Here is a 22,445-nt window from a genome sequence, read left to right as displayed (position 1 = left end):
AATCCAGCGTCAGGCTATTGACGTATCACACCAAAATGAATCTTATCGCATGTCGATTTCATACACTATTACCGCGAGCGAACCCGTCAATCAGCAGATTTATCGTTTTCTGCGTCAGGATATTGTGACCTGTGCTATCCCTCCCGGTTCACTGCTGTCGGAAAAGGAGGTTTCAACCCGCTTTAATGTCTCCCGTCAGCCGGTACGCGAAGCCTTTATTAAACTGGCCGAAGCCAGTCTGGTCCAGGTATTACCACAACGCGGTACCTTCGTGTGTAAAATTTCCGCCCGGCGCGTCGCCGATGGTCGTTTTATTCGCGAAGCAGTGGAAATCGCTGTCGTTCGTCGGGCGGCAAATGAGGCCACTCCGTCAGCATTGGCGCTGATTGAACACAATTTACAGTTACAAAAAATGGCGGCTGAACGTCATGACAGCCGGGGATTCCTGCTACTGGACGATGAATTTCATCGCCTGATTGCGCAGAGTATCAACTGTGAGCTGGCCTGGGAAACCGTGGAAAACATCAAAGCGACAATGGACCGGGTGCGCTTTCTGACCCTGAGTAAAGTCTCACCGCCAGAAAATCTGATCCAGCAACATGAAGAAATCTATAACGCGCTGGTGGCACACAACGCCGATGCCGCTGAAAAGGCGATGCGTCAACATCTACAAGAGATAATATTCTCCATTACCCCCATCACCGAACAAAACAGCGAGTGGTTTGAAAAAACGCCGTGAAGGCGACCACAGCCATACTGAGCTCATGTGGAGAAATAATAGTGCCCCCTGTGGCTCAGACCGCCGTGATCGCCTTGCCTGTCAGGTTGGTCAGACAGGCAAGGCGCTCCCCTCCCTGGCAAGCAGTCGTTCTGGCCAGCGTTGCGTCGGATAAAGCGTCATGCGGAGGTTAAACAGATAAAACAGCGGCGGGAACAGCGTGATATCCGTGCGACATATCGCTTCTGTTCTTATCAGCAAGTCATCCAGCGTATCCAGTAAAGACTGTGGTGGCTCGCGACGAAGGTCCTTCAAGCGTTTTTTGAAATACTGGTTGATTTCAGACATCAATGCATCCGTCTCAAGCTGATGCTGCCGGAGGACTTGTTCATGCCGGGCATAGAAATCATAGCAGTTTACCCCCAGCCAGATTTCGGTAATCAAATTACCGCCCAGCGCCACGTCTGGCATTGGGTCCACTTTGTTACGCGGCAGAATAATATTGATTTTATCAACCATGCTGGCGACATATTGCTGACGCGACAGCAATGACGAGGCATTGATCTTGATCTCATCCGTGAACTGCAACAATTCTTTTATGCCTCTGCGCAACACGCGTCTGGCGGTCCAGGAAGGTCTCTTATTGCGAATAATCGCGGTGACCACCACCGCCAGGACGATGCCCACAATGGTCGAAATTGACGCATTAATAATGGATAACAAGTCGGGTTTGAGGTCATGCGTCATGCCAATAAAACCCGGGATCTGGGTAGAAATGATCAACCCAATGAAATTGGTGGATGGATTCGCAATAATCAACCCCAACGCCAACAAGCCCGGAGCCAGACAAATAATCAACGATTCAAAGGTTGTGGTCAGCGGAATAAGCAGGCCGACATACAGTACGCTGATAATAATCGCTATCACCACCCCCTTTAAAAAAATCTTCATCGACGCAATCGGGCTATCAAGCGCCGCAAAGAAGGAACACACCACCGCCGCTATCATCGGCGCCGTCGCGCCATCTTTCCATCCGGTACCAATCCAGAACAGGCAGCCCATCATGGTGGCGGTAAACGCGGTAAACGCTGAAAGTAAAATAAGTCCTTTGTCCGCATGTTTTTTGATCAACTTTACCTTGCCGCGTTTTTTTTCCGGCCCCAGTTGGCTGACCCGTTCCCGTGCGCCAAAAAAAGACTCAGTAATGCGAATAAAGTTGAGCAAGCGTTCCATCAATCCCATCAACAACAATCCCTCTTCCGCATTCATTTCATTGCGGGCATACAGCGCTTTGATCCGTTCCTGCGAAAGCTGAATATCCTGCTGGATCCCCTGCGCATTGCCGCTTTGTTCCGGGCTGTTCAGCCAGACGAGAAAATGGCTGAAGGACTCGGCCACAAAATCGGGAAAAGTGATCCCCTGCTCAGCCAACAGACTCAAACGTTTCTCAATCGCCGTCAATGTAGGGATCAGGTAAGACAGATGCTGATACTGCGCACTCACCAGCCGAATGAGTTTGCGCGCGGAATCCCCTTCATAGACGCAGTGCGTGATTAGCACTTCGACCGTCACCGGATAGTTAGCCATCTGTACCAGAATATGCTCTCTCTCGGGCGAAGGCGTTTTAGTATCAAAGGTGAGCAGCTCATTCATCAGCTTCTTCGCACTTTCGAACCAGTTACTGACGCTATTTTCCAACAAATTGCGCATTCTGACGGGAAAAACCAGCATATGAATCAGACTGGAACAAATAATAGCGACGGTGATCTCTTCGATACGGGAGATGACGGTATAGGTTATCGACAGTGGCGTGGTGACATCCGCAAAGCCCATAATCGCCGCGCTGTAACCTGCCAGCATGAAGACATAGCTTTTCGGGGTTCTATCATGCAACGAGAGATACAAACAAAAAGCAACCCACAGCGAAATACACAGGCAAAACAACACCGGGTGCGTAACGGTGACAGGATAAATCAGGAAAGTAAAAATGCCCCCCAGTACCGTACCAAAAAAGCGAAACACCGCTTTTGACAACGTGGAGGCCGAATATAATTGAGAAATCACATAGACTGAAACCATCGACCAGGCTGGTTTATCGAGGTTCAGTTTCAGGGCAATGTATAACGCTAAAAATGCCGCAACACAGGTTTTAATGGCGAACAGCAACGCATTTTTGGATAACCACTTCATGTAGACTCAACAATTCACCAAAACATAAAGCCCTATTTTATCTCGTTCGATTCGGCGAAAGGACGGTTTACTGGAAGATAGATTGTAACAAAATAATCACGCAGCGGGAAAGTATGCTCTCTAGCGAATATGGCTATGCAAGAGAAAATGAACCGACAACGTCGCGGTAAAGGGGCCCCCGCCCCTTCAGAAAACTCACCAGCAGAGCCAGAAATAACCGGTAAACGTCAGTAATTACGCAATGGTCACGTCTTTAGCCAGATAAACGTCCTGTACGGCATTGATCAGCGCCACACCATCCTTCATCGCTTTCTTGAAGGCTTTGCGCCCCAGGATCAATCCCATGCCGCCCGCTCGTTTGTTAATAACCGCCGTACGCACAGATTCCGCCATGTCGGTTGCCCCAGCGGATGCGCCCCCCGAGTTGATCAGCCCCGCGCGCCCCATATAACAGTTAGCCAGTTGATAACGCACCAGATCGATCGGGTTATCGCTGGTGAGTTTGCTGTAGACACGTTCATCAGTGGAACCGAATTTCACGGCGGTATACCCACCGTTATTCTCCGCCATTTTCTGCTTGACGATATCCGCCCCGATAGTGGCCGCCAGATGATTAGCCTGACCGGTCAAATCAGCGCTGGCATGATAATCCACACCGTCTTTTTTGAAGGCGTTATTACGCAAATAGGCCCACAACACGGTCACCATCCCCAGTTCATGCGCACGCTCGAAAGCGGCGGAAATTTCTTCCAACTGACGCCGTGACTGTTCCGAACCAAAGTAAATCGTGGCACCAACCGCGACCGCCCCCAGATTAAACGCCTGCTCCACACTGGCGTACAGCGTCTGGTCATACTGAGTCGGATAGCTCAGCGTCTCGTTATGGTTCAGCTTGACCATAAACGGAATACGGTGCGCATAGCGACGTGAAACCGCGGCCAACACGCCATAGGTTGAAGCCACACAGTTACATCCTGCCTCGATCGCCAGCTCCACAATATTTTTCGGATCGAAATAGAGCGGGTTAGCGGCAAACGACGCGCCAGCAGAGTGCTCAACGCCCTGATCCACCGGCAAAATGGAAAGATAACCGGTGCCTGCCAGACGGCCGGTGTTATATAGCGTCTGCATGTTACGCAGCACAGCAGGCGGACGATTATTATCGATCATCACCCGATCGACATAATCCGCGCCCGGTAAATAGAGGCTATCCGCCGGAATAGTCAGGCAGCGATGTTGCAAAAGGGTGTCAGCTTCTTTTCCTAATAACTGTACGATGTCCGTCATGTTAACTCCTGTTTGAAAGGTTGCGGGGCCAACGGCCCTGCAGTGGTTAAAACCTGAACTCAAACAGCGTGGACCCATAACCTGATTTAATGCAAATTGCTGACTCCATTTTTCAGAACGATCCAGAGAAAAATTTCACAAAAACCTCACCACCAACGATAAAAATGATGTACCGGGCCATGCCCTGAGCCGACTTTCAACGAATCTGCCTGTTCCAGCGCGCCCTGCAACCATTGCTTCGCGGCCTGTATCGTAGTCAACCAGTTAGTGTGACGCGGACGCAACGCCGCCAGGGCCGCGGAAAGCGTACATCCCGTGCCGTGGGTATTTTGGGTGGCAATGCGCGGCGCCGTAAAGCGTTGCTCATACTCACGGGTGAACAACCAGTCAGGGCTTTCGTCATCGCTGAGGTGCCCCCCTTTGATCAGTACGGCCTGGCATCCCAGTTCCAGCAGTTTCCGTCCCTGAGAGCACATCTCGTCCTCATTGCATGCCATAGCGCATTCCAGCAACGCTGCCGCTTCCGGTAAATTTGGCGTAATCAGGGAAACCTGCGGCAGCAATTGTTGCCGCAAGGTGTCGACGGCCTGTGGCGACAGCAACGGATCGCCGCTTTTAGCCAGCATCACCGTATCCAGTACCACCCAGGGAATGGCGGCTGATTGCAGTCTGTCCGCCACCACCTGCACAATATCACTCTCACTGAGCATGCCGATTTTAACACTGTCGATACGCACATCGCTCAACACCGAAGCCAGTTGGGCCGCCACAAAATCCGGCTCAACCCGGCAGACCGACTGCACGCCATGAGTATTCTGCGCCACCAGTGCGGTGATGACACTGGCACCATAAGCGCCGAGCGCCGAGAAAGTTTTAAGATCAGCCTGGATACCCGCGCCACCACTCGGATCAGTGCCCGCGATGGTCAGGGCATTAATCCGCTTCATACCAACGCCTCCGTATCCAGATGATACAACTGGTCCAGCATCAGCGAGGCAAAACTTCCCGGTCCTGCCGCTAAGGCGGCGGCCCTCTCTCCGGCCAGACTCATCACCCGGCAGGCGCTGGCGACATGCGTTAATTTATCGCCCGGCAGCGCAGCGAACCCAGCCACCACCGCCGACAACGCGCAACCGGTTCCCACCACTCGGGTCATCAGGGACGCGCCACCAGGGATCGCCAGCAGTTGCTTCCCGTCGGTGACATAGTCCACTTCTCCGGTCACGGCCACCACCGCGCCACTGGTTTGCGCCAGCAGGCAGGCGGCCTCCAGCGAGGCTGAGGAATCATGCAGGCTGTCAACGCCGCGTCCGGCGACGGCCTGACGGGCCAGGGCCATGATTTCGGAAGCGTTGCCACGAATAGCCGCTGGGCGGTAATCCAGCAGACGCCGACAAAAATCACTGCGAAACGTCAGCCCTCCCACCGCAACCGGATCGAGCGTCCACGGACGCCCTGCGTTATTTGCCGCCTGTACTGCAAGTCGCATCGCTTCGCTGCGCGCCCGGGTTAACGTACCGACATTGATCAGCACGCTATCGGCAATAGCACTGAACTCCGCCGCTTCCTGTGGTTCAATCACCATCGCCGGAGACGCGCCAAGCGCCAGCAAAACATTTGCGGTAAACGTCTGCACCACATCATTGGTCAGACAGTGCACCAACGGTGCATTATTGCGAAAAAGTGTGAGTGAAATAGCGGCCTGATGGGCCGTGAAGAGTTGAGGTTGGATGATCATAACGCTCCCAACCGGCGATCAAGAAGGCGATGCGCTCCGGCATCTGACTTCCCTACGCTGGCATTATCCAGTTCAGGTTCAGCGGGTATTTCTCAGCTGTTTCTTTGGAAAGAAACGGCACCCCGAGTCATTGAGATTGAATCTCTTTACCTTTGCCAGCTTAGGGAAAGTGCCATGCTGATGCAAGCTCGTCCGCACTCAGCTATCAGGTTGTTGCCGTCTTTTGCCCTTAAACTCACTGAAAAAAAACAGCAGTGCCAGCGTGCCGAATGCGGCGCCAAGGGCAGACGTCGTTCGCCAGCCATAATGAGCATATACCCAGCCTCCAGATGCGGATCCTATTGCACCGCCGGCAAAGAATGTCGCCATATACAGACCGTTAAGTCTGCCCCGGATCGTTGGCGAAAGGCTGAAGATAACACGCTGGCCCAGCACCAGATTGGCCGATACGCCAAAATCCAGCATTATCGCAGCCAGAGTCAGCAGCGCCAGTGAGTGCAGTGAACCATGCTCGCCATGCTGCATAAGCATGAATGAAGCAATCACCAAAAACATGGCACACCCCGTAGCGCCTCTAATCCAGCCTCTGTCAGCCAGACGGCCCGCTAAAGGCGCGGCGATGGCGCCAGCGACCCCGGCCAGTGAAAATAATGCGATACCGGTTTGCGACAGCCTGAAGTCAGGCCCGGACAGTAACAATGGAACCGTTGTCCAGAACAGGCTGAATGCGCCAAACAGGCAGGCGTGATAGAACGACCGACGCTGTAACGGTGCCGTGGTACGCATTAACTGATACATCGACACCAGCATTTCACGGTATCCGGTGTTGACTGAAACCTGGCGAGGGGGTAAGACCCGATGGAGTAGCAGCGCCAGCCCCAACATGGCAACAAATGACACAAAGAAAACCATACGCCAGTTGCTAAATTCAGTGATTAAACTGGCCACCGGTCGCGCCAGCATAATACCCAGCATCAGTCCGCTCATCACGTTTCCCACCACCCGCCCACGCATCGCGTCAGGCGCCAAATGAGCGGCATAGGGGACTAAAATTTGCACGGTGACCGATCCCAGCCCAATCAACAGGGAGGCGATTAAAAAGGGGACAGAAGATGTCGCCAGGCCAGAGATAAGTAAGCCAACGGCGCTGAATAAGAGTACTGAAATGGCCAGCCGCTTGTTCTCGAAATAATCAGCCAGCGGAACAATTAACAGTAAGCCGCTACCATATCCCACTTGTGTCAGCGTCACGATCAGTCCTGCTGCCGATATTGATAGCCCCAGATCTTTGCTTATCGCCCCCACCAACGGTTGGGCGTAATAAATATTGGCAGCAATCAAACCGGTGGCCACCGCCAACAACCATAGCAGCCACTTAGGGGATGACGGAGAACGCGGGTCACTACTGGTCATTTTGCCCTGCCCGACGCGCTGAAACACGTGCCAACGCCGCCCAGTCCAACTGACCTTCATGGTGGGCAAGACTATCAAGATGCTGGTCCCGCAGTACACTGGCGATGGGCATCGGCACATTCGCCTGCGCCCCAGCCTCAAGGCCCAGACTGACATCTTTCAGGCCCAGTGACAGCTTGAATCCGGCTGGTTCGAAGGTCTCCGCCGCAATCGCCCCGCCATATCCCTTGTAAACCGGCGCAGCAAACACGGTCGAGGTTATCAGGTCAATAAAATCGGCTTTCTCTGCACCGTAGCCTTGCGCCAATGCCACCGCTTCCCCCATGGAGCCGATAGCACTGGCTATCATGAAATTCACCGCCAGCTTAACCACATTGGCTTGCGCCGGTTTATCGCCAAAATACCATGTCTTCTGACCAAGGATATCCAATAGCGGCTGGACCTCTTGTAAGGTAGCAGTATCACCTGCGGCAAGAATGTTGAGCTGACCCGCTTCAGCCACATTGACACGTCCCAGGACCGGCCCGGCAATATAACGCAGCCCCTTATCCCGGTGGATCTGCGTCAACTCATCGGCAAAGGCCACTGCAATGGTGGCCATGTTGAGGTGAATAGCGCCCCGGCTCATGCCCTCCAGTCCCCCTCCATCAATCATCACCGCACGGGTAGCATGGTCATCGGCCAGCATTGAGATAACAATATCTGCCCCTTTGACCGCCTCTAAAGGGGTCAGCGCGACCTGTCCGCCCAGCTCAGCCAGTGATGTAGCGGCTTCCGCTGATCGGTTCCAGAGACGTAAGCGGTAACCGGCTTTGATGAGGTTTGCCGCCATCGGTTTCCCCATCGTCCCCAGCCCCAGAAAGGCAATTTTCATAGAAAAACCTATTGATTAATAAAAGAAATAATCTTTTCTGTCACCTGACAGACTCTGGCCCTGATAAAGTGAAGGCGGATAATCGTTATCCGGTCAGGATGGGCGGCGCCAACCATTTTGGATTAATTCATTTCCAATATAATGAAAAAATTCAAACCAGTCAGCTTTCATTTAGCTCAGGACAAGGCTTAATCAATCCAAAAGTTTCATGGCAGTCTGCACGACAGCTATCATCTCTTCACGTGTACGACCGGCTTTGCCCAAAACACGCAACCCCTGAACCAGGGCCAGCATCAGTCGGGCCGTAACGCCGGGCTCAACAGCGATATTTATTGAACCATCCTGTTGCCCGGCGCAGATTATCCTGGTCAGCTGTTGTTCATGGTGCTTCATTATCGCCGCCACTTCCCGCGCCATCTCGGCATCGGTACTGGCCAGCTCAACCGCTCCCACAATAACCAGGCAGCCTTTTCGCCCCTCATCCGCACAGGATGATTCAGCATAAAATTTCAGTACCCGAAACAGCTTGTCCCGTCCACTTTCAGCATCATTGGACATATCCGTCAGTTGATGGCGGCGGATAATCAGGTATCGCTCAAAAGCCGCTTTAAACAGCTGGCGCTTGCTGTGGAACGCTTTATAGAGACTCCCCGCCGAAAGTTGCAGCGCCTGCGACAGCGAGGCAATTGATGCTGCATGATAGCCATGTTCACGAAAATAAAGGATGGCCCGATCCAGCGCGGTATCAACATTGAACTCTCGCGGACGTCCGCGTTCACGTGGGTGAGCAGAGGCGTCTAATTTTGTGGTATTTATACGCTTCATATCAGACAACATTCCTTTATTATCAATAATATAATATTATTATTTTTTATTAGAAAAACAGCCTTTTTCGGTATAATTCAGGGGTCAGGGCAAAACGACAGTCCGTTTTTGAACCTCGCCGGTGCGGTCACTCGCCAGAGTGATACTCGCAGTCGTTGCCATCGTTACCCCCCGGCGGGTGTTTCCTGCGGCAACTTTTTGCTACAGTCAAAAAATTCGTCACCCGGACCCCATTCAGTCCGCATAAGAGGCAGCCAACGGAAAGTGAGATGACCAGACCGCTTAATGAACAGTATGGGATCAGCGTCGCCGCCTTGCAGATGCTGCAATACCTGAAGCAAATTGCGCGCGGCGACCGCACATTCACCCTCCAGGATACCGTACTCAACAGCCGCTGTAACGTGACGCCGCCAGATAACTTTTCCCTGCTGGATCAACTATTTGACGCCGGGAAAATTGACTATGAGTATCGGGGGACCGGCATTGGCGGCGAAAGACACGTAAAACCGGTCTGGGGAGATAACTGAAATTAATCCGCCCTTTCACTGCAACCGACCAGCCATTTTGCGCATCGTGTTTCTCGCCTCACACAAGGCAAATAAACGCGGATGCCTGATTGACGTTAACTAACGACAAATCACGCGGGGTATCCCTAGATCGCGCGAAAAGCGATATCGTCGGGGATCACCTCGCCCTGCCAAAACAGCTGTGCGGCAACCCGTCCAGCCAGTTGACGATACATCGCCGTAAACTCGCTCTGCGGACGCCGAATCACCGTAGGCTGGCCATCATCCAAATCTTCGCGCAGCGTAATATGCAACGGCAGCTGACTGAGCAAGGTGGTGTGATACTGCTCCGCCAGCTTATCAGCCCCGCCAGAACCGAAAATCGGCTCGTGATGGCCACAATGGCTACAGATGTGCATGCTCATGTTTTCCACCACGCCCAGCACCGGCACATTGACCTTCTCAAACATCACGATACCTTTGCGCGCATCAATCAGTGCTATATCCTGCGGCGTGGTCACCACTATCGCCGCGGTGACCGGCACATTTTGCGCCAGGGTCAGTTGGATATCTCCCGTTCCAGGGGGCATATCCAGCACCAGATAATCCAGTTCAGGCCACAGCGTTTCATTCAGCAATTGCATCAACGCCTTACTGGCCATCGGTCCACGCCACACCATCGCATTGTCCTCGGTCACCAGGTAACCGATAGAGTTAGTCGCCAGCCCGTGTGCCATGATCGGCGCCATGTGCTTCCCATCCGGCGAGGAGGGTCGCTCATCCCGCGTGCCAAGCATCTCCGGGATAGAAGGACCATAAATATCGGCATCCAGCAGCCCGACCTGCGCCCCTTCGGCCGCCAGCGCCAGCGCCAGGTTAACGGCGGTGCTTGATTTACCCACCCCGCCTTTCCCTGAACTGACCGCAATGATGTTCTTTACGCCATGCACACCGGGATTATTTTTCACCCGTTTCAATGTGGCGATAGCATGAGTCAGCCGCCAGTTGATAGCAGAGGCGCGAGTCAGACGTAGCAACTCAGCGCTAACGCTTTCCTTCAGCGCCTCGAATCCGCTGTTCCAGGCAAATGGCATCACCAACTCAATATGCAGCGTATTGTCCATCAGCGCACAATGGTGCAGCGCCTTTAGCGTCGTGAGATTATGTGTTAGCGTCGGATGCTCAAAGGTGGTCAAAATACCCATCACCCGCGCGCGCAGCGATGCCGGTGTGTGTTGCTCCTGGGACGGTGACATCATCCCGACTCCTTTTTCATGGTTGATACTGATTATCAGAGCATATCAGATGTGACAGCGCCTGATGCTGACCACCAGCAAAAAACGGCGGTCACCGTGCGGGATTGTTTACGCAGGGAGGGCCTTTCGGTTACCATCTAAGCCCCTTTTTAAACAGGTATAGCAAGTCCCACTATGACTCAAGTCGCGAAAAAAATAATGGTAACGTGCGCTCTGCCGTACGCCAACGGTCCCATCCATCTCGGCCACATGCTCGAGCATATCCAGGCAGATATTTGGGTTCGTTACCAGCGAATGCGCGGCAACCAGGTTTACTTCATCTGTGCTGACGATGCCCACGGTACGCCGATCATGCTGAAAGCTCAGCAACTGGGCATTACGCCGGAGCAGATGATTGCCGAAATGAGTCAGGAACATCAGGCCGATTTTGCTGGTTTTGACATCAGCTACGACAACTATCACTCTACGCACAGCGCGGAGAACCGTGAACTGTCTGAGCTGATTTACACCCGTTTAAAAGAAAACGGCTTCATCAAGAACCGCCGTATTTCACAACTGTACGATCCGGAAAAAGGCATGTTCCTGCCTGACCGTTTTGTGAAAGGAACCTGTCCGAAGTGTAAATCTGCGGATCAGTACGGCGATAACTGTGAAGTCTGCGGCGCAACCTACAGTCCGACCGAGTTAATCTCGCCGAAGTCGGTGGTATCCGGCGCCACGCCGGTCATGCGTGACTCTGAGCATTTCTTCTTTGATCTACCGGAATTCAGCGCCATGTTACAGGCGTGGACCCGCTCCGGCGCACTGCAGGAGCAGGTCGCCAACAAAATGCAGGAGTGGTTTGAATCCGGCCTGCAACAGTGGGATATCTCCCGCGATGCGCCGTACTTCGGCTTTGAAATTCCAGGGGCGCCGGGAAAATACTTCTACGTCTGGCTGGATGCGCCAATCGGCTACATGGGCTCATTCAAAAACCTGTGCGACAAACGCGGCGATATCGATTTCGATGCTTTCTGGCAGAAAGACTCTACTGCTGACCTGTATCACTTTATCGGTAAAGACATTGTCTATTTCCACAGTCTGTTCTGGCCAGCCATGCTGGAAGGCAGTAACTTCCGTAAACCCACCAATCTGTTTGTGCACGGTTATGTGACGGTCAATGGCGCGAAAATGTCAAAATCGCGCGGTACGTTCATCAAGGCCAGCACCTGGTTGCAGCATCTGGATGCCGACAGTCTGCGTTACTACTATGCGGCCAAACTGTCCTCACGTATCGATGATATCGACCTGAATCTGGAAGATTTCGTACAACGCGTGAATGCCGACATCGTCAACAAAGTGGTGAACCTGGCGTCCCGTAATGCCGGTTTTATCAATAAACGTTTTGACGGCCAACTGTCCAGCGACCTGGCTGACCCGGCGTTATACAAAACCTTCACCGATGCCTCCGACAGCATTGCGGAAGCCTGGCAGAGTCGCGAGTTCAGCCGCGCCATTCGTGAGATCATGGCGCTGGCCGATGTGGCTAACCGCTATGTTGATGAACAGGCCCCCTGGGTGGTGGCGAAACAGGAAGGCCGCGATGCCGACTTGCAGGCAATCTGTTCGATGGGGATCAACCTGTTCCGCGTGTTAATGACCTGGCTGAAGCCGGTTTTGCCGTCGTTGAGTCAACGCTGCGAAACCTTTTTGAACCAGGAACTGAGCTGGGACGGGATTCAGCAGCCACTGCTGGGCCACCGCATTTCAGCCTTCAAAGCCCTGTACAATCGCATCGAAATGGACAAAGTGAATGCGCTGATAGCGACATCTAAAGAAGACGCGGCAGCGGCGGCTACCCCATCAGTATTAACCGGCCCACTGGCAGACGCACCACTACAGGAAACCATTAATTTTGAAGACTTCGCGAAAGTGGACATGCGTATTGCGCTGATCCAGAACGCCGAATTCGTCGAAGGTTCCGACAAGTTGCTGCGCCTGACCCTGGATCTGGGCGGTGAAACCCGCCATGTTTTCTCTGGAATTCGTGCCGCCTATCCGGACCCGGCAGTGTTGATCGGCCGACTGACGGTGATGGTGGCAAACCTGGCACCGCGCAAAATGCGCTTTGGTGTCTCCGAAGGCATGGTGATGGCGGCTGGCCCTGGCGGTAAAGATATCTTCCTGCTCAGCCCGGACAGCGGCGCACAGCCTGGTATGCAGGTCAAATAATCTTCATGCAACAGGGGCGGAATCCCCCCGCCCTTGTCGTGTTTTTTGCCGGTACAGTTGATGCGTCCCATGTTAATGCCAGCCTTCTTTGAATAGCCAATCTGTTTAAGCCCTGATAGCAGTCTTATTGCTTTTATCGTATGATTAACGTTATAAAACCAGGAGCTTATCATGCGTAGCGCGCTCTCCGTGGGCTGGCGAATTCTTCGCGCCTTTATCATCATTTACCTTTGTCTGTATGCCGGAACTGTCGTGTCCACCCTGCTGCCGGTCGCCATTCCAGGCAGCATCATCGGCATGCTAATCCTGTTTACTTTACTGGCTTTGCAACTGCTCCCGGTAGACTGGGTAAAACCTGGCAGTACACTGTTAATCCGCTATATGGGTCTGCTGTTTGTGCCCATTAGCGTAGGGATCATGAGCTACACCGATATCCTCAGTGCGCAATTTGGTCCGATTGTGGTGTCCGTGGTGGTGAGTACCTTTGTGGTACTGGTGACTGTTGGGCTGGCCTCACACAAACTGCACAGCAGAGTGCCGTCACCGCCCCCAGGAGCCACCGATGAGTGATATGTGGTGGTCGCTGCCGCTGACTGTGGCGGTATTTTTCGCCGCTCGCTGGCTTGCCGCACGGGTGAAAATATCGCTGGTAAATCCGCTATTGCTTTCAATGGTGGTGATTATCCCGTTGCTACTGCTGATCCACATGCCTTACGCACGTTATTTTCAGGGAAGCGCGGTGCTTAACCAGTTTCTACAGCCTTCTGTGGTGGCGCTGGCGATTCCCCTCTATGAACAAATGCACCAGATCCGCGCGCGCTGGAAATCGATCATTGGCGTCTGCTTTATAGGCAGCATGACCGCAATGATTTCCGGCACCGCGATTGCCTTGTGGATGGGCGCGACACCACAAATTGCCGCAACGATCATGCCCAAGTCAGTCACCACCCCGATTGCCATGGCGGTATCGGCCACATTAGGCGGCATCCCGGCAATCAGTGCCATCTGTGTGTTAATTGCCGGGGTTCTGGGCGCAGTCTTCGGTCATATGATATTGAATATACTGAAAATCCATGGCAAGCCTTCACGCGGTCTGGCGATCGGTAACGCTTCTCATGCTCTGGGAACCGCACGCTGTGCTGAGCTGGACTATCAGGAAGGAGCTTACAGCTCGCTGGCGCTGGTGGTCTGCGGGATTATCACCTCGCTGCTGGCACCTTTCCTGTTCCCGTTGATCATGCGTCTCTGGGGCTAAAATAGCCGCTCTCCTTTCAGAGGATATATTTAGTACAACTCACATGTTTTTCTGACTTATTTCATAACTTACATTATTACCGTGATTAAAATCACATACAAGACGGTAGCAACTCGCCATCATAGATGGCCGACCCGGTGAGAGAGGCCCGCTATGCATCCACGTTTCCAGAGCGCATTGACTGCGCTATACCCCCAGCTTCAGACCGCGCTTCAGCCGATTTTAGCGGATCCACATTTTCCGGCTTTTCTCACTCCGGAGCAGGTGACATCGCTTAAAAACCAGACCGGCATGAACGTGCGTGAACTGGCCTTCGCCCTGTTGCCATTAGCCGCCTCCTGTGCGCTCACGCCTCTTTCCAACTTTAACGTTGGCGCGCTGGCTCTCGGTAAAAGCGGCCATCTCTGGTTCGGCGCCAACATGGAATTCAGCGGCGCAACCATGCAGCAAACGGTGCACGCTGAGCAAAGCGCCATTACCCATGCCTGGTTGCGCGGCGAAACAGCGCTGGAAGCTATCACGGTCAACTACACACCATGCGGTCATTGTCGCCAGTTTATGAACGAGCTGAACAGCGGGACCGCACTGACAATTCATTTACCCGGACGAGAACCGTCCTCTCTGGCTGATTATCTGCCGGATGCGTTTGGTCCACGTGATCTGGCAATCCAGACGCTGTTGCTCGACCCTGTCGATCATGGTCTGACGATCAAGGGCGATCCGCTCTCACAGGCGGCGCTGCAAGCCGCGAACCGCAGCTATGCGCCGTATTCCCAGGCTCTGAGCGGTGTGGCGTTACAAACTCACGACGGCGCGATTTTTGCCGGTAGTTATGCAGAAAATGCCGCGTTCAATCCCAGTCTGCCACCGTTACAGGCGGCCCTGATCCTGTTGAATCTTTCCGGTCGTGATGTGTTGCAGATCCAGCGCGCGGTGCTGGCGGAAGCGCCCGATGCCAAACTGGTCCAGCGGCAGGCCACCCTCGCCACGTTACAAGCGCTTGGCTGTGGCTCTATCACGACTATTCCGCTGATTTAAATCCTTCAATTACACGAACTTCACAGCTTTTGTTATTCACTATTAACAAAAGCTGTACTTTCGGATGAATTATTTTAGGATTGGCTCACACTATCCCGCGTCGAATGAGTATTGATTGCATGGAACTCGAATACGAAAGTAAACGGCCGCTTTATATCCCTTATGCCGGCCCTATTTTACTGGAATTCCCGTTGCTAAATAAGGGCAGCGCGTTTTCGGTTGAAGAGCGCAATGAATTTAACCTCCGGGGACTGTTGCCGGAAGCAGTGGAAACCATCGAAGAGCAGGCGCAACGCGCATGGCGACAGTTCCAGGATTTCAAAAGCGATATCGACAAACACATTTACCTGCGCAACATTCAGGACACCAACGAAACCCTGTTTTATCGTCTGCTGGATAACCATCTCGAAGAGATGATGCCGATTATCTATACCCCGACCGTCGGCGCCGCCTGCGAGCACTTCTCTGAAATCTATCGCCGCGCCCGCGGGGTGTTTATCGCCTACCCCAACCGCGGCAACATCGAAGACATGCTGCAAAACGCCACTAAGCAGAACGTAAAAGTGATCGTGGTAACCGATGGGGAACGTATTCTCGGCCTCGGTGACCAGGGGATCGGCGGCATGGGCATTCCTATCGGTAAGCTCTCGCTGTACACCGCCTGTGGCGGCATCAGTCCAGCCTATACGCTGCCGGTGGTACTGGACGTCGGTACCAACAATCAGCAACTGCTGAACGACCCGTTATATATGGGCTGGCGTCATCCTCGAATCACTGGCGAAGAATACGACAATTTCATTCACGAATTTATTCAGGCGGTGAAGAGCCGCTGGCCACATGTACTGCTGCAATTTGAAGACTTCGCGCAGAAAAACGCTATGCCGCTACTGGAACGCTATCGCGATGAAGTGTGCTGCTTCAATGATGATATTCAGGGCACCGCCGCGGTCACACTGGGGACGCTGATTGCCGCCAGTCAGGCGGCCGGTAGCACCCTGAGTGAGCAGAAAGTGGTCTTCCTTGGCGCGGGTTCGGCAGGTTGCGGCATCGCAGAGCAGATCATCGCCCAGATGAAATCCGAAGGTCTGAGCGACAATGAAGCCCGCGCACGCGTGTTTATGGTCGATCGTTTTGGTCTGCTGACCGACAAGCTGCCGAACCTGCTTAGCTTCCAGAGCAAGCTGGTGCAGCCAGGCGAAAACCTGAGCGACTGGGATTCAACCTCCGATTCGCTGTCGCTGCTGGATGTGGTGCGTAATGTGCATCCGGACATCCTGATTGGTGTTTCCGGCCAACCGGGGCTGTTTAGCGAAGAAATTATCCGCGAGATGCATAAACATTGCGCGCGTCCTATCGTGATGCCGCTCTCCAACCCGACGTCTCGTGTGGAAGCGACGCCGCAGGATATTCTGGCCTGGACCGACGGCACCGCGCTGGTTGCCACCGGCAGCCCGTTTCCGCCGGTGTCATGGCAGGGTAAAATCTATCCTATCGCCCAGTGCAACAACTCCTATATTTTCCCGGGTATTGGCCTGGGAGTGATTGCGTCTGGCGCCACCCGCGTGACTGACAGTATGTTGATGGCGGCCAGCCGGGCGCTGGCAGAGTGTTCACCGCTGGTTAACGATGGTGATGGCCCGGTGCTGCCTGAAGTGAAAGACATCCAGGGCGTGTCGAAAGTGATCGCCATGGCGGTCGGTAAAGCCGCCCAACTGGCTGGCGTGGCCGTAGTGACCTCTGAAGATGTGCTGTCCCAGGCCATTGCTGCCAACTTTTGGGTACCGCAGTATCGTCACTACCGCCGGACGTCTATCTGATGATAGTGGGCGGTATACGCCCACTATACTGAAGCTTATTGCCGGGTATTTCCGTTCCCGGCAGCCCTTTCCGTACTGTATCCCCTACGTATTGTGCGGAAGGCCACCATCCAGTGCAGTGTCTCTTGCTTCACCTCGCTGGGTAAAGTAGCCTTGAACCACCTTTTTTTGCTAAGTCTGAGCATCGTCCGGCATGGTAAAACGCTTGATTTATGGACTGATTATCATCTGTGTCGTGATGATAACCACCGCACTCGGCCTGGATCGCTGGATCAGCATCAAAAGCGCCCCTTACATCTACGATAACTTAAAATCGCTGCCGCACCGCCAGGTTGGCGTCGTGTTGGGTACTGCGAAATATTACCGCACCGGCGTTATTAATCAGTATTACCTGTACCGAATACAAGGCGCACTCAATGCCTACAACAGCGGTAAGGTTAACTACCTGCTGCTCAGTGGCGATAACGCCCAACAAAGCTACAACGAGCCAATGACCATGCGTCGCGATCTGATGGCCGCAGGCGTCCCGGCCTCGGATATCGTGCTCGACTATGCCGGATTCCGCACACTGGATTCCATCGTCCGTACCCGGAAAGTGTTCGATACCAATGACTTCATCATTATCACTCAGCGCTTTCATTGTGAACGCGCGCTGTTTATCGCTCTGCACATGGGGATCCAGGCGCAGTGCTATGCCGTACCTTCCCCGAAAAATATACTGAGTGTCCGCGTACGCGAAGTGGGCGCCCGTCTTGGGGCGCTGGCCGATCTCTATCTGATGAAGCGTGAACCCCGTTTCCTTGGGCCGATGGTGCCAATCCCGGCACAGCATGAGATACCGGAAAATGCGCAAAGCTATCCCGCCGTCACACCGGAACAATTGCTGGAACTGCAGCAAAAGATATCCTCTGCCCCGGGCAATACGCCACATCAACCTGCGTCAACGCACTCACCGAATGCGCAGAAAACCACACCGTCTGCCCCGCCACACTCACCAGAATGGGGGAGTCACGCTGATAAGTAACGTCTGTATTTTTCAGCGAAGGCTCCGATGGCTTTTTCGTGAAGTGCCACAGAGTGGAAGATGCGAAGTAAAGGCATCACCGAATCATCTTCAGGAAGGGCTTTTTTTCAGGGGCTGGCCGCCGACTGATACCGTCAGCTTACGCCAGAGCCATTCGAACGGCCCCTGAGAAAAATAGTGCAGCCACAGCAGCGAGAACAGGATGTTGATCAACCAAACCAGTGGCACCACCGCCAACAATTGCAGCCGATCAAGCTGATTGAACCATCCCAACCGGTTAAACAACGTGGTACAAACCAGCGTTTGCAGCAAGTAGTTCGTCAGTGCCATCCTCCCCACACAACGGATGGCATACGTGATTTTCAGGCGGGAAAGCATCGGCCAGTAACCGAAGCATAACGCGGCATACCCCACTGCCTGCAGCGGCGCCCCCAGCTCTCGCGGCACCTGCAGAAAGAAACCCGCCCAGCGAAAATCCCAGCCCGTTATCCACTGTAGATAAATACCCGGTATTTGAATAAGCCATGCCGAGCCAATCAACAACAGCGCGCTACGGCGGTAATGTGCCTGGCTCCAGCTCCCGCGTAACCAGCCGTTGCGCATCAACGCGGCGCCCGTCATCATCAATCCGGCTAACTGCCAGCCGTATTGCACCGCCAGTGACAGCAAGTCTGAAGAAAGCATCCCCAGGCGCTTTAAGTCGGCTTCCCAACCACCGTGAATTTTCCAGAAGGTTTCATACTGCACTGCGGCGACGGAAGGTTGCCACGCACTACCGGCCTGGGGTCCCGAGGCCATACCCAGCACGAGCAACGAGCAACTGCCGAGTACATACAGCATCACGCCACTCTTCAACAGTTGCGGGGTCGCGTCGATATCGCGGATCATCCGCCAGACCACCAGCCCGATCAGGCCGTAATCCAGTAAAATGTCGCCATCCCAAAAAAACACACTGTGAATAAAACCAAACAACACTAATCCACTCAGCCGCGCCTGTAACCAGCGTTTACCACGCGGCAAGAGCATGTGCAGTCCACCGCCGAACAACAAGGCAAACAAGGCGAGAAATTTAATTTGGGCAAACAAATCAACCATCGCCCAGGTCCAGGCGTCATGCCGTGACGGCAGGCCATGCCAGGCGGGATTGAGATAGGCTGCGCCAGGCAGCCCAAAGGACACTATATTAAGCAGCAGGATCCCCAGAATGGCGAGACCCCGGATAAAATCCAGCGGGTGAATACGCGACATTCTGGCAACAGGCACTAATTGTGACGGACCGCGCGCAAGAACTCCTGACGGGTATTCTGGCTCGATTTGAACAGCCCCCCCAGCGAGGTGGTGGTGGTGGCGCTGGTCGCATCACGGATACCGCGCGCTTTCACGCAGTAGTGAACCGCATCAATTGAAACGGCCACATTGTTAGTACCGAGCAAGGTCTGCAGTGCCACAAGGATCTGCTGGGTCAGACGTTCCTGCACCTGTGGACGTGATGCGAAAAACTGCACGATACGGTTGATCTTCGACAGCCCAATCACACTATCTTTCGGGATATAAGCCACCGTGGCTTTACCATCGATAATCACAAAGTGATGTTCACAGGTACTGGTCAGGGTGATATCACGCACCGTGACCATTTCATCCACCTTCATCTTGTTCTCAATGACGGTGATTTTCGGAAAGTTGGCGTAATCCAGCCCTGAAAAGACCTCATTAACGTACATTTTTGCAATGCGGTGCGGCGTCTCAGCCAGACTGTCGTCTTCCAGATCGAGATTCAGCAGTTGCATAATTTCGGTCATATGCTCGGCAATCAGACGCTTACGGGTTTCGTCATCCATGTCACGCGCAGGCGAACGTAACGGGGTTTCCAGTCCACGGGCAAGCAGTGCCTCGTGCACAAGTACGGCTTCCTGACTTAACGTAGCCATGGCGATGTCTTCTCCAGCAGGTGTCTCGGAGGCCCTGAAAAGGACCGGCATAAATTCTGAGGCGGTATTTTGGTACACAATGCGCCGTTAATCCAGTGAATCAATTTAAACGTCCCTGAAACCATTTCATGTACCCACAGGTCTCATCGTCGCCCCGCGAAAACGCCTGAGTCTGACGCGTCAAACACCGCATACGCACAAGTATACGCGGATCCTTAACATGAATGAGCGAATGCCGCCTGTTGCAACGGGAAAGTGTTGCCAGTCTCTTTCCTGAAGATTAAACTCACAAAAAGTGAATAACAGATAATAAGTTGATGACGATAAGAGAACAATGGATTTAACCCAACTGAAAATGTTCTGCCTGGTGGCCAGGACGGGTTCGTTGGCCCGGGCCGCAGAGGTCCTGCATCGCGTGCCGTCCAACCTGACCACCCGTCTGCGTCAGTTGGAACAGGAATTAGGCGCTGATCTGTTTATCCGTGAAAAACAACGTCTGCGGCTGTCGCCGGTCGGCCATAATTTTCTTTGCTATGCTCAGCGGATTCTGGCGCTGAGTGAAGAAGCGCTGAATATGACCCTCAATGGCGAACCCAGTGGCAATTTTGCCCTGGGAGCGATGGAGAGTACGGCGGCGACCCGCCTGCCGGGACTCCTGTCGGCTTATCATCAGCGTTATCCCAACGTCGCCTTGTCGTTAATCACCGGCACGTCCGGTGAGATTATTGAGCGTGTACGAGAAGGTACGCTGTCTGCCGCGCTGGCCGATGGTCCAGTTAACCTCAGTGAGTTGAACAGTTGCAAAGCATTTGCCGAACGGATGGTGCTGGTTTCCAGTCCCAAACACCCTGCTATTCTGCAACCGGCAGATGCGGCGAACGACACGCTTTTTGCCTTTAAACCGAGTTGCTCTTACCGTCTGCGCTTTGAAAACTGGTTCCGTAACGCAGGCTTGCAGCCCGGTACTTTTATGGAAATTCAGTCGTACCACACCATGCTGGCCTGCGTTGCCAGCGGGGCTGGGGTGGCCTTGCTGCCGGAGTCGGTGCTCGACCCGCTGCCCGCGGCAGAGCAGGTCCAACGGCATCCGTTACCGGCTGAAATCAGCGATACCGCCACCTTTCTGGTCTGGCGTCGCGATGCCTTCACGCCGAATGTGGAAGCATTAAAATACCTGATCATTGAGCAATTCGACGCTGTCCCTGACCCGGAGGAAATTCAACCATAATTAATGCCTGTCGCCCTTGTGTTAAATCGCAGCGGATGATCAGGCGTTATATGGCCACAACTGGCCGGCATAACGGCAACGTGCGATATGACAAATATATACAGAGGGTCGGTGAATTCCCATTAAACGATTTCATCACCCACACCATGCCGCAGGAAGTGATGAACCGGGCCTTTGCGCTGATGCATAAAGGTACGGCAATCCATTCCGTGGCGCTTTTCAACACATAATCAGGAGGATCGATGGCATCCACTCTGGAATTACTGGAAGAACATCGTTTGTTTGGCGGCAGACAGCAGCGTTACCGCCACCAGTCTGCAACGCTGAATTGTGTCATGACATTCAGCATTTTCCTGCCGGAGACCAACCGTTCTCTCCCGCCGCCAGTGGTGTTTTTCCTCGCCGGGCTGACGTGTACCGATGAAAACTTTTCCATTAAATCCGGCGCACAACGCGTGGCGGCGGAGTTGGGCCTGGCGCTGGTGATGCCCGATACCAGTCCGCGTGGCGAAGAGGTGGCTAACGATGACGCCTACGATCTCGGCCAGGGCGCGGGATTCTATCTGAATGCTACCCAGGCGCCGTGGAAACAACATTTTCGCCTGTACGATTATCTGAATGAGGAATTGCCCGACCTGATCGCCAAACATTTCCAGGTCGGTGATCGCCAGGCGATAATGGGACACTCGATGGGGGGGCATGGCGCCATTATGCTTGGCTTGCGTAATCCGCAGAAATTCACCTCAATCTCTGCCTTTGCGCCGATTGTAAACCCGACAGAAGTGCCATGGGGACAGAAAGCCTTCAGCGCCTATCTGGGCGAAAACCGCGAGACCTGGCGTGAGTACGACAGTTGCTGGTTGATGCGCCAGACGACAGCCAGCATCCCCATGCTGATTGACCAGGGCGATAACGATCAGTTTCTCACCGAACAGTTGCAACCCGAGCGACTGGCTGCCATCGCCAGCGAGAAAGGCTATCCGTTAACCGTACGCATCCAGCCTGGCTATGATCACAGTTACTTCTTTATCGCCAGTTTTGTGGAAGACCATTTGCGTTTCCATGCACAGCATCTGCTGACATAATCAGTCTGTTGCCACTCAGGCGCTCCCGCTATCGGAGCGCCTTTTTTATGAT

The 22,445-nt window shown here is 53.7% G+C and carries 20 protein-coding genes, 1 pseudogene and 1 riboswitch; of the genes and pseudogenes, 11 read left to right on the top strand and 10 right to left on the bottom strand.

Annotation, left to right across the window (positions count from 1 at the left end):
- Positions 1 to 49: 49 nt before the first annotated feature.
- The gene (locus EH228_RS15060; protein WP_152322442.1) at positions 50 to 739 is read left to right on the top strand and encodes a GntR family transcriptional regulator; all 690 of its coding nucleotides are present in this window, start codon (positions 50 to 52) and stop codon (positions 737 to 739) included.
- A gap of 90 nt (positions 740 to 829) precedes the next feature.
- Here EH228_RS15060 and EH228_RS15055 read toward each other — a convergent pair whose 3' ends face one another.
- The 7 genes from EH228_RS15055 to EH228_RS15025 form a co-directional block, all read right to left on the bottom strand.
- The gene (locus EH228_RS15055; protein ID WP_152322441.1) at positions 830 to 2,908 is read right to left on the bottom strand and encodes an FUSC family protein; all 2,079 of its coding nucleotides are present in this window, start codon (positions 2,906 to 2,908) and stop codon (positions 830 to 832) included.
- Positions 2,909 to 3,142: 234 nt separating this feature from the next.
- Entirely contained in the window at positions 3,143 to 4,195 is a 1,053-nt protein-coding gene (fbaB, locus tag EH228_RS15050) for a class I fructose-bisphosphate aldolase (protein ID WP_152322440.1), read from the bottom strand.
- A 146-nt stretch (positions 4,196 to 4,341) separates the two neighbouring features.
- Positions 4,342 to 5,142 (bottom strand): bifunctional hydroxymethylpyrimidine kinase/phosphomethylpyrimidine kinase, encoded by an 801-nt coding sequence (gene thiD, locus EH228_RS15045; RefSeq protein WP_152322439.1) that lies wholly within the window; start codon positions 5,140 to 5,142, stop codon positions 4,342 to 4,344.
- Complete coding sequence (gene thiM, locus EH228_RS15040; RefSeq protein WP_152322438.1) at positions 5,139 to 5,933, bottom strand: hydroxyethylthiazole kinase; 795 nt, start codon at positions 5,931 to 5,933, stop codon at positions 5,139 to 5,141. Before thiM ends, thiD begins: the two co-directional genes overlap by 4 nt.
- 32 nt (positions 5,934 to 5,965) lie before the next feature.
- Positions 5,966 to 6,068: riboswitch (TPP riboswitch) on the bottom strand.
- Between the two features lie 63 nt (positions 6,069 to 6,131).
- On the bottom strand, positions 6,132 to 7,346 hold the full coding sequence (locus tag EH228_RS15035) for an MFS transporter (protein ID WP_152322437.1): 1,215 nt from the start codon (positions 7,344 to 7,346) through the stop codon (positions 6,132 to 6,134).
- A complete protein-coding gene (locus tag EH228_RS15030) occupies positions 7,336 to 8,220 on the bottom strand; it encodes an NAD(P)-dependent oxidoreductase (protein WP_152322436.1) in 885 nt (294 codons plus the stop codon). Before EH228_RS15030 ends, EH228_RS15035 begins: the two co-directional genes overlap by 11 nt.
- A 192-nt stretch (positions 8,221 to 8,412) precedes the next feature.
- On the bottom strand, positions 8,413 to 9,045 hold the full coding sequence (locus tag EH228_RS15025) for a TetR/AcrR family transcriptional regulator (RefSeq protein ID WP_193323358.1): 633 nt from the start codon (positions 9,043 to 9,045) through the stop codon (positions 8,413 to 8,415).
- Positions 9,046 to 9,314: 269 nt separating this feature from the next.
- On the opposite strand from EH228_RS15025, the gene EH228_RS15020 reads away from it, so the two are divergent.
- Positions 9,315 to 9,572, top strand: a complete 258-nt coding sequence (locus tag EH228_RS15020; RefSeq protein WP_152322435.1) for a hypothetical protein — start codon at positions 9,315 to 9,317, stop codon at positions 9,570 to 9,572.
- Between the two features lie 125 nt (positions 9,573 to 9,697).
- Here EH228_RS15020 and apbC read toward each other — a convergent pair whose 3' ends face one another.
- Positions 9,698 to 10,810 (bottom strand): iron-sulfur cluster carrier protein ApbC, encoded by a 1,113-nt coding sequence (apbC, locus tag EH228_RS15015; protein WP_152322434.1) that lies wholly within the window; start codon positions 10,808 to 10,810, stop codon positions 9,698 to 9,700.
- Positions 10,811 to 10,981: 171 nt separating this feature from the next.
- Between apbC and metG the strand changes: the two genes are divergently transcribed.
- The 6 genes from metG to sanA all read left to right on the top strand — a co-directional run bounded on the left by metG (position 10,982) and on the right by sanA (position 18,152).
- Complete coding sequence (gene metG / locus EH228_RS15010; protein WP_152322433.1) at positions 10,982 to 13,018, top strand: methionine--tRNA ligase; 2,037 nt, start codon at positions 10,982 to 10,984, stop codon at positions 13,016 to 13,018.
- Positions 13,019 to 13,189: 171 nt separating this feature from the next.
- Entirely contained in the window at positions 13,190 to 13,588 is a 399-nt protein-coding gene (locus EH228_RS15005; protein ID WP_152322432.1) for a CidA/LrgA family protein, read from the top strand.
- Positions 13,581 to 14,273 carry a CidB/LrgB family autolysis modulator gene (locus EH228_RS15000; protein WP_152322431.1) on the top strand — a complete coding sequence of 231 codons (693 nt, stop codon included), beginning with the start codon at positions 13,581 to 13,583 and terminating at the stop codon, positions 14,271 to 14,273. Before EH228_RS15005 ends, EH228_RS15000 begins: the two co-directional genes overlap by 8 nt.
- A 153-nt stretch (positions 14,274 to 14,426) precedes the next feature.
- A complete protein-coding gene (cdd, locus tag EH228_RS14995; RefSeq protein WP_152322430.1) occupies positions 14,427 to 15,311 on the top strand; it encodes a cytidine deaminase in 885 nt (294 codons plus the stop codon).
- A gap of 119 nt (positions 15,312 to 15,430) precedes the next feature.
- Entirely contained in the window at positions 15,431 to 17,128 is a 1,698-nt protein-coding gene (locus EH228_RS14990; protein ID WP_152322429.1) for an NAD-dependent malic enzyme, read from the top strand.
- 193 nt (positions 17,129 to 17,321) lie between these two features.
- A complete protein-coding gene (sanA, locus tag EH228_RS14985; protein WP_152322428.1) occupies positions 17,322 to 18,152 on the top strand; it encodes an outer membrane permeability protein SanA in 831 nt (276 codons plus the stop codon).
- A gap of 90 nt (positions 18,153 to 18,242) precedes the next feature.
- Here the strand turns inward: sanA and yeiB are convergent, their stop codons facing one another.
- The gene (gene yeiB / locus EH228_RS14980; RefSeq protein ID WP_152322427.1) at positions 18,243 to 19,400 is read right to left on the bottom strand and encodes a DUF418 domain-containing protein YeiB; all 1,158 of its coding nucleotides are present in this window, start codon (positions 19,398 to 19,400) and stop codon (positions 18,243 to 18,245) included.
- 14 nt (positions 19,401 to 19,414) lie between these two features.
- Complete coding sequence (folE, locus tag EH228_RS14975) at positions 19,415 to 20,080, bottom strand: GTP cyclohydrolase I FolE (protein ID WP_152322426.1); 666 nt, start codon at positions 20,078 to 20,080, stop codon at positions 19,415 to 19,417.
- A gap of 334 nt (positions 20,081 to 20,414) precedes the next feature.
- Here folE and ptrR point away from each other — a divergent pair, with 334 nt between their 5' ends.
- The 3 genes and pseudogenes from ptrR (at position 20,415) to fghA (ending at position 22,393) form a co-directional block, all read left to right on the top strand.
- Positions 20,415 to 21,308 (top strand): putrescine utilization regulator PtrR, encoded by an 894-nt coding sequence (gene ptrR / locus EH228_RS14970; RefSeq protein WP_152322425.1) that lies wholly within the window; start codon positions 20,415 to 20,417, stop codon positions 21,306 to 21,308.
- Between the two features lie 110 nt (positions 21,309 to 21,418).
- Positions 21,419 to 21,538, top strand: a pseudogene (locus tag EH228_RS14965) (S-(hydroxymethyl)glutathione dehydrogenase); the annotation flags it as partial.
- A gap of 12 nt (positions 21,539 to 21,550) precedes the next feature.
- On the top strand, positions 21,551 to 22,393 hold the full coding sequence (gene fghA / locus EH228_RS14960) for an S-formylglutathione hydrolase (protein WP_152322423.1): 843 nt from the start codon (positions 21,551 to 21,553) through the stop codon (positions 22,391 to 22,393).
- Positions 22,394 to 22,445 lie beyond the last annotated feature (52 nt).

The sequence above is a fragment of the Erwinia endophytica genome (assembly GCF_009295515.1).
Lineage (GTDB): Bacteria > Pseudomonadota > Gammaproteobacteria > Enterobacterales > Enterobacteriaceae > Erwinia > Erwinia endophytica.
The sequence above is the reverse complement of the archived record's forward strand: the minus strand, read 5'-3'. Positions and strand labels throughout refer to the sequence as shown.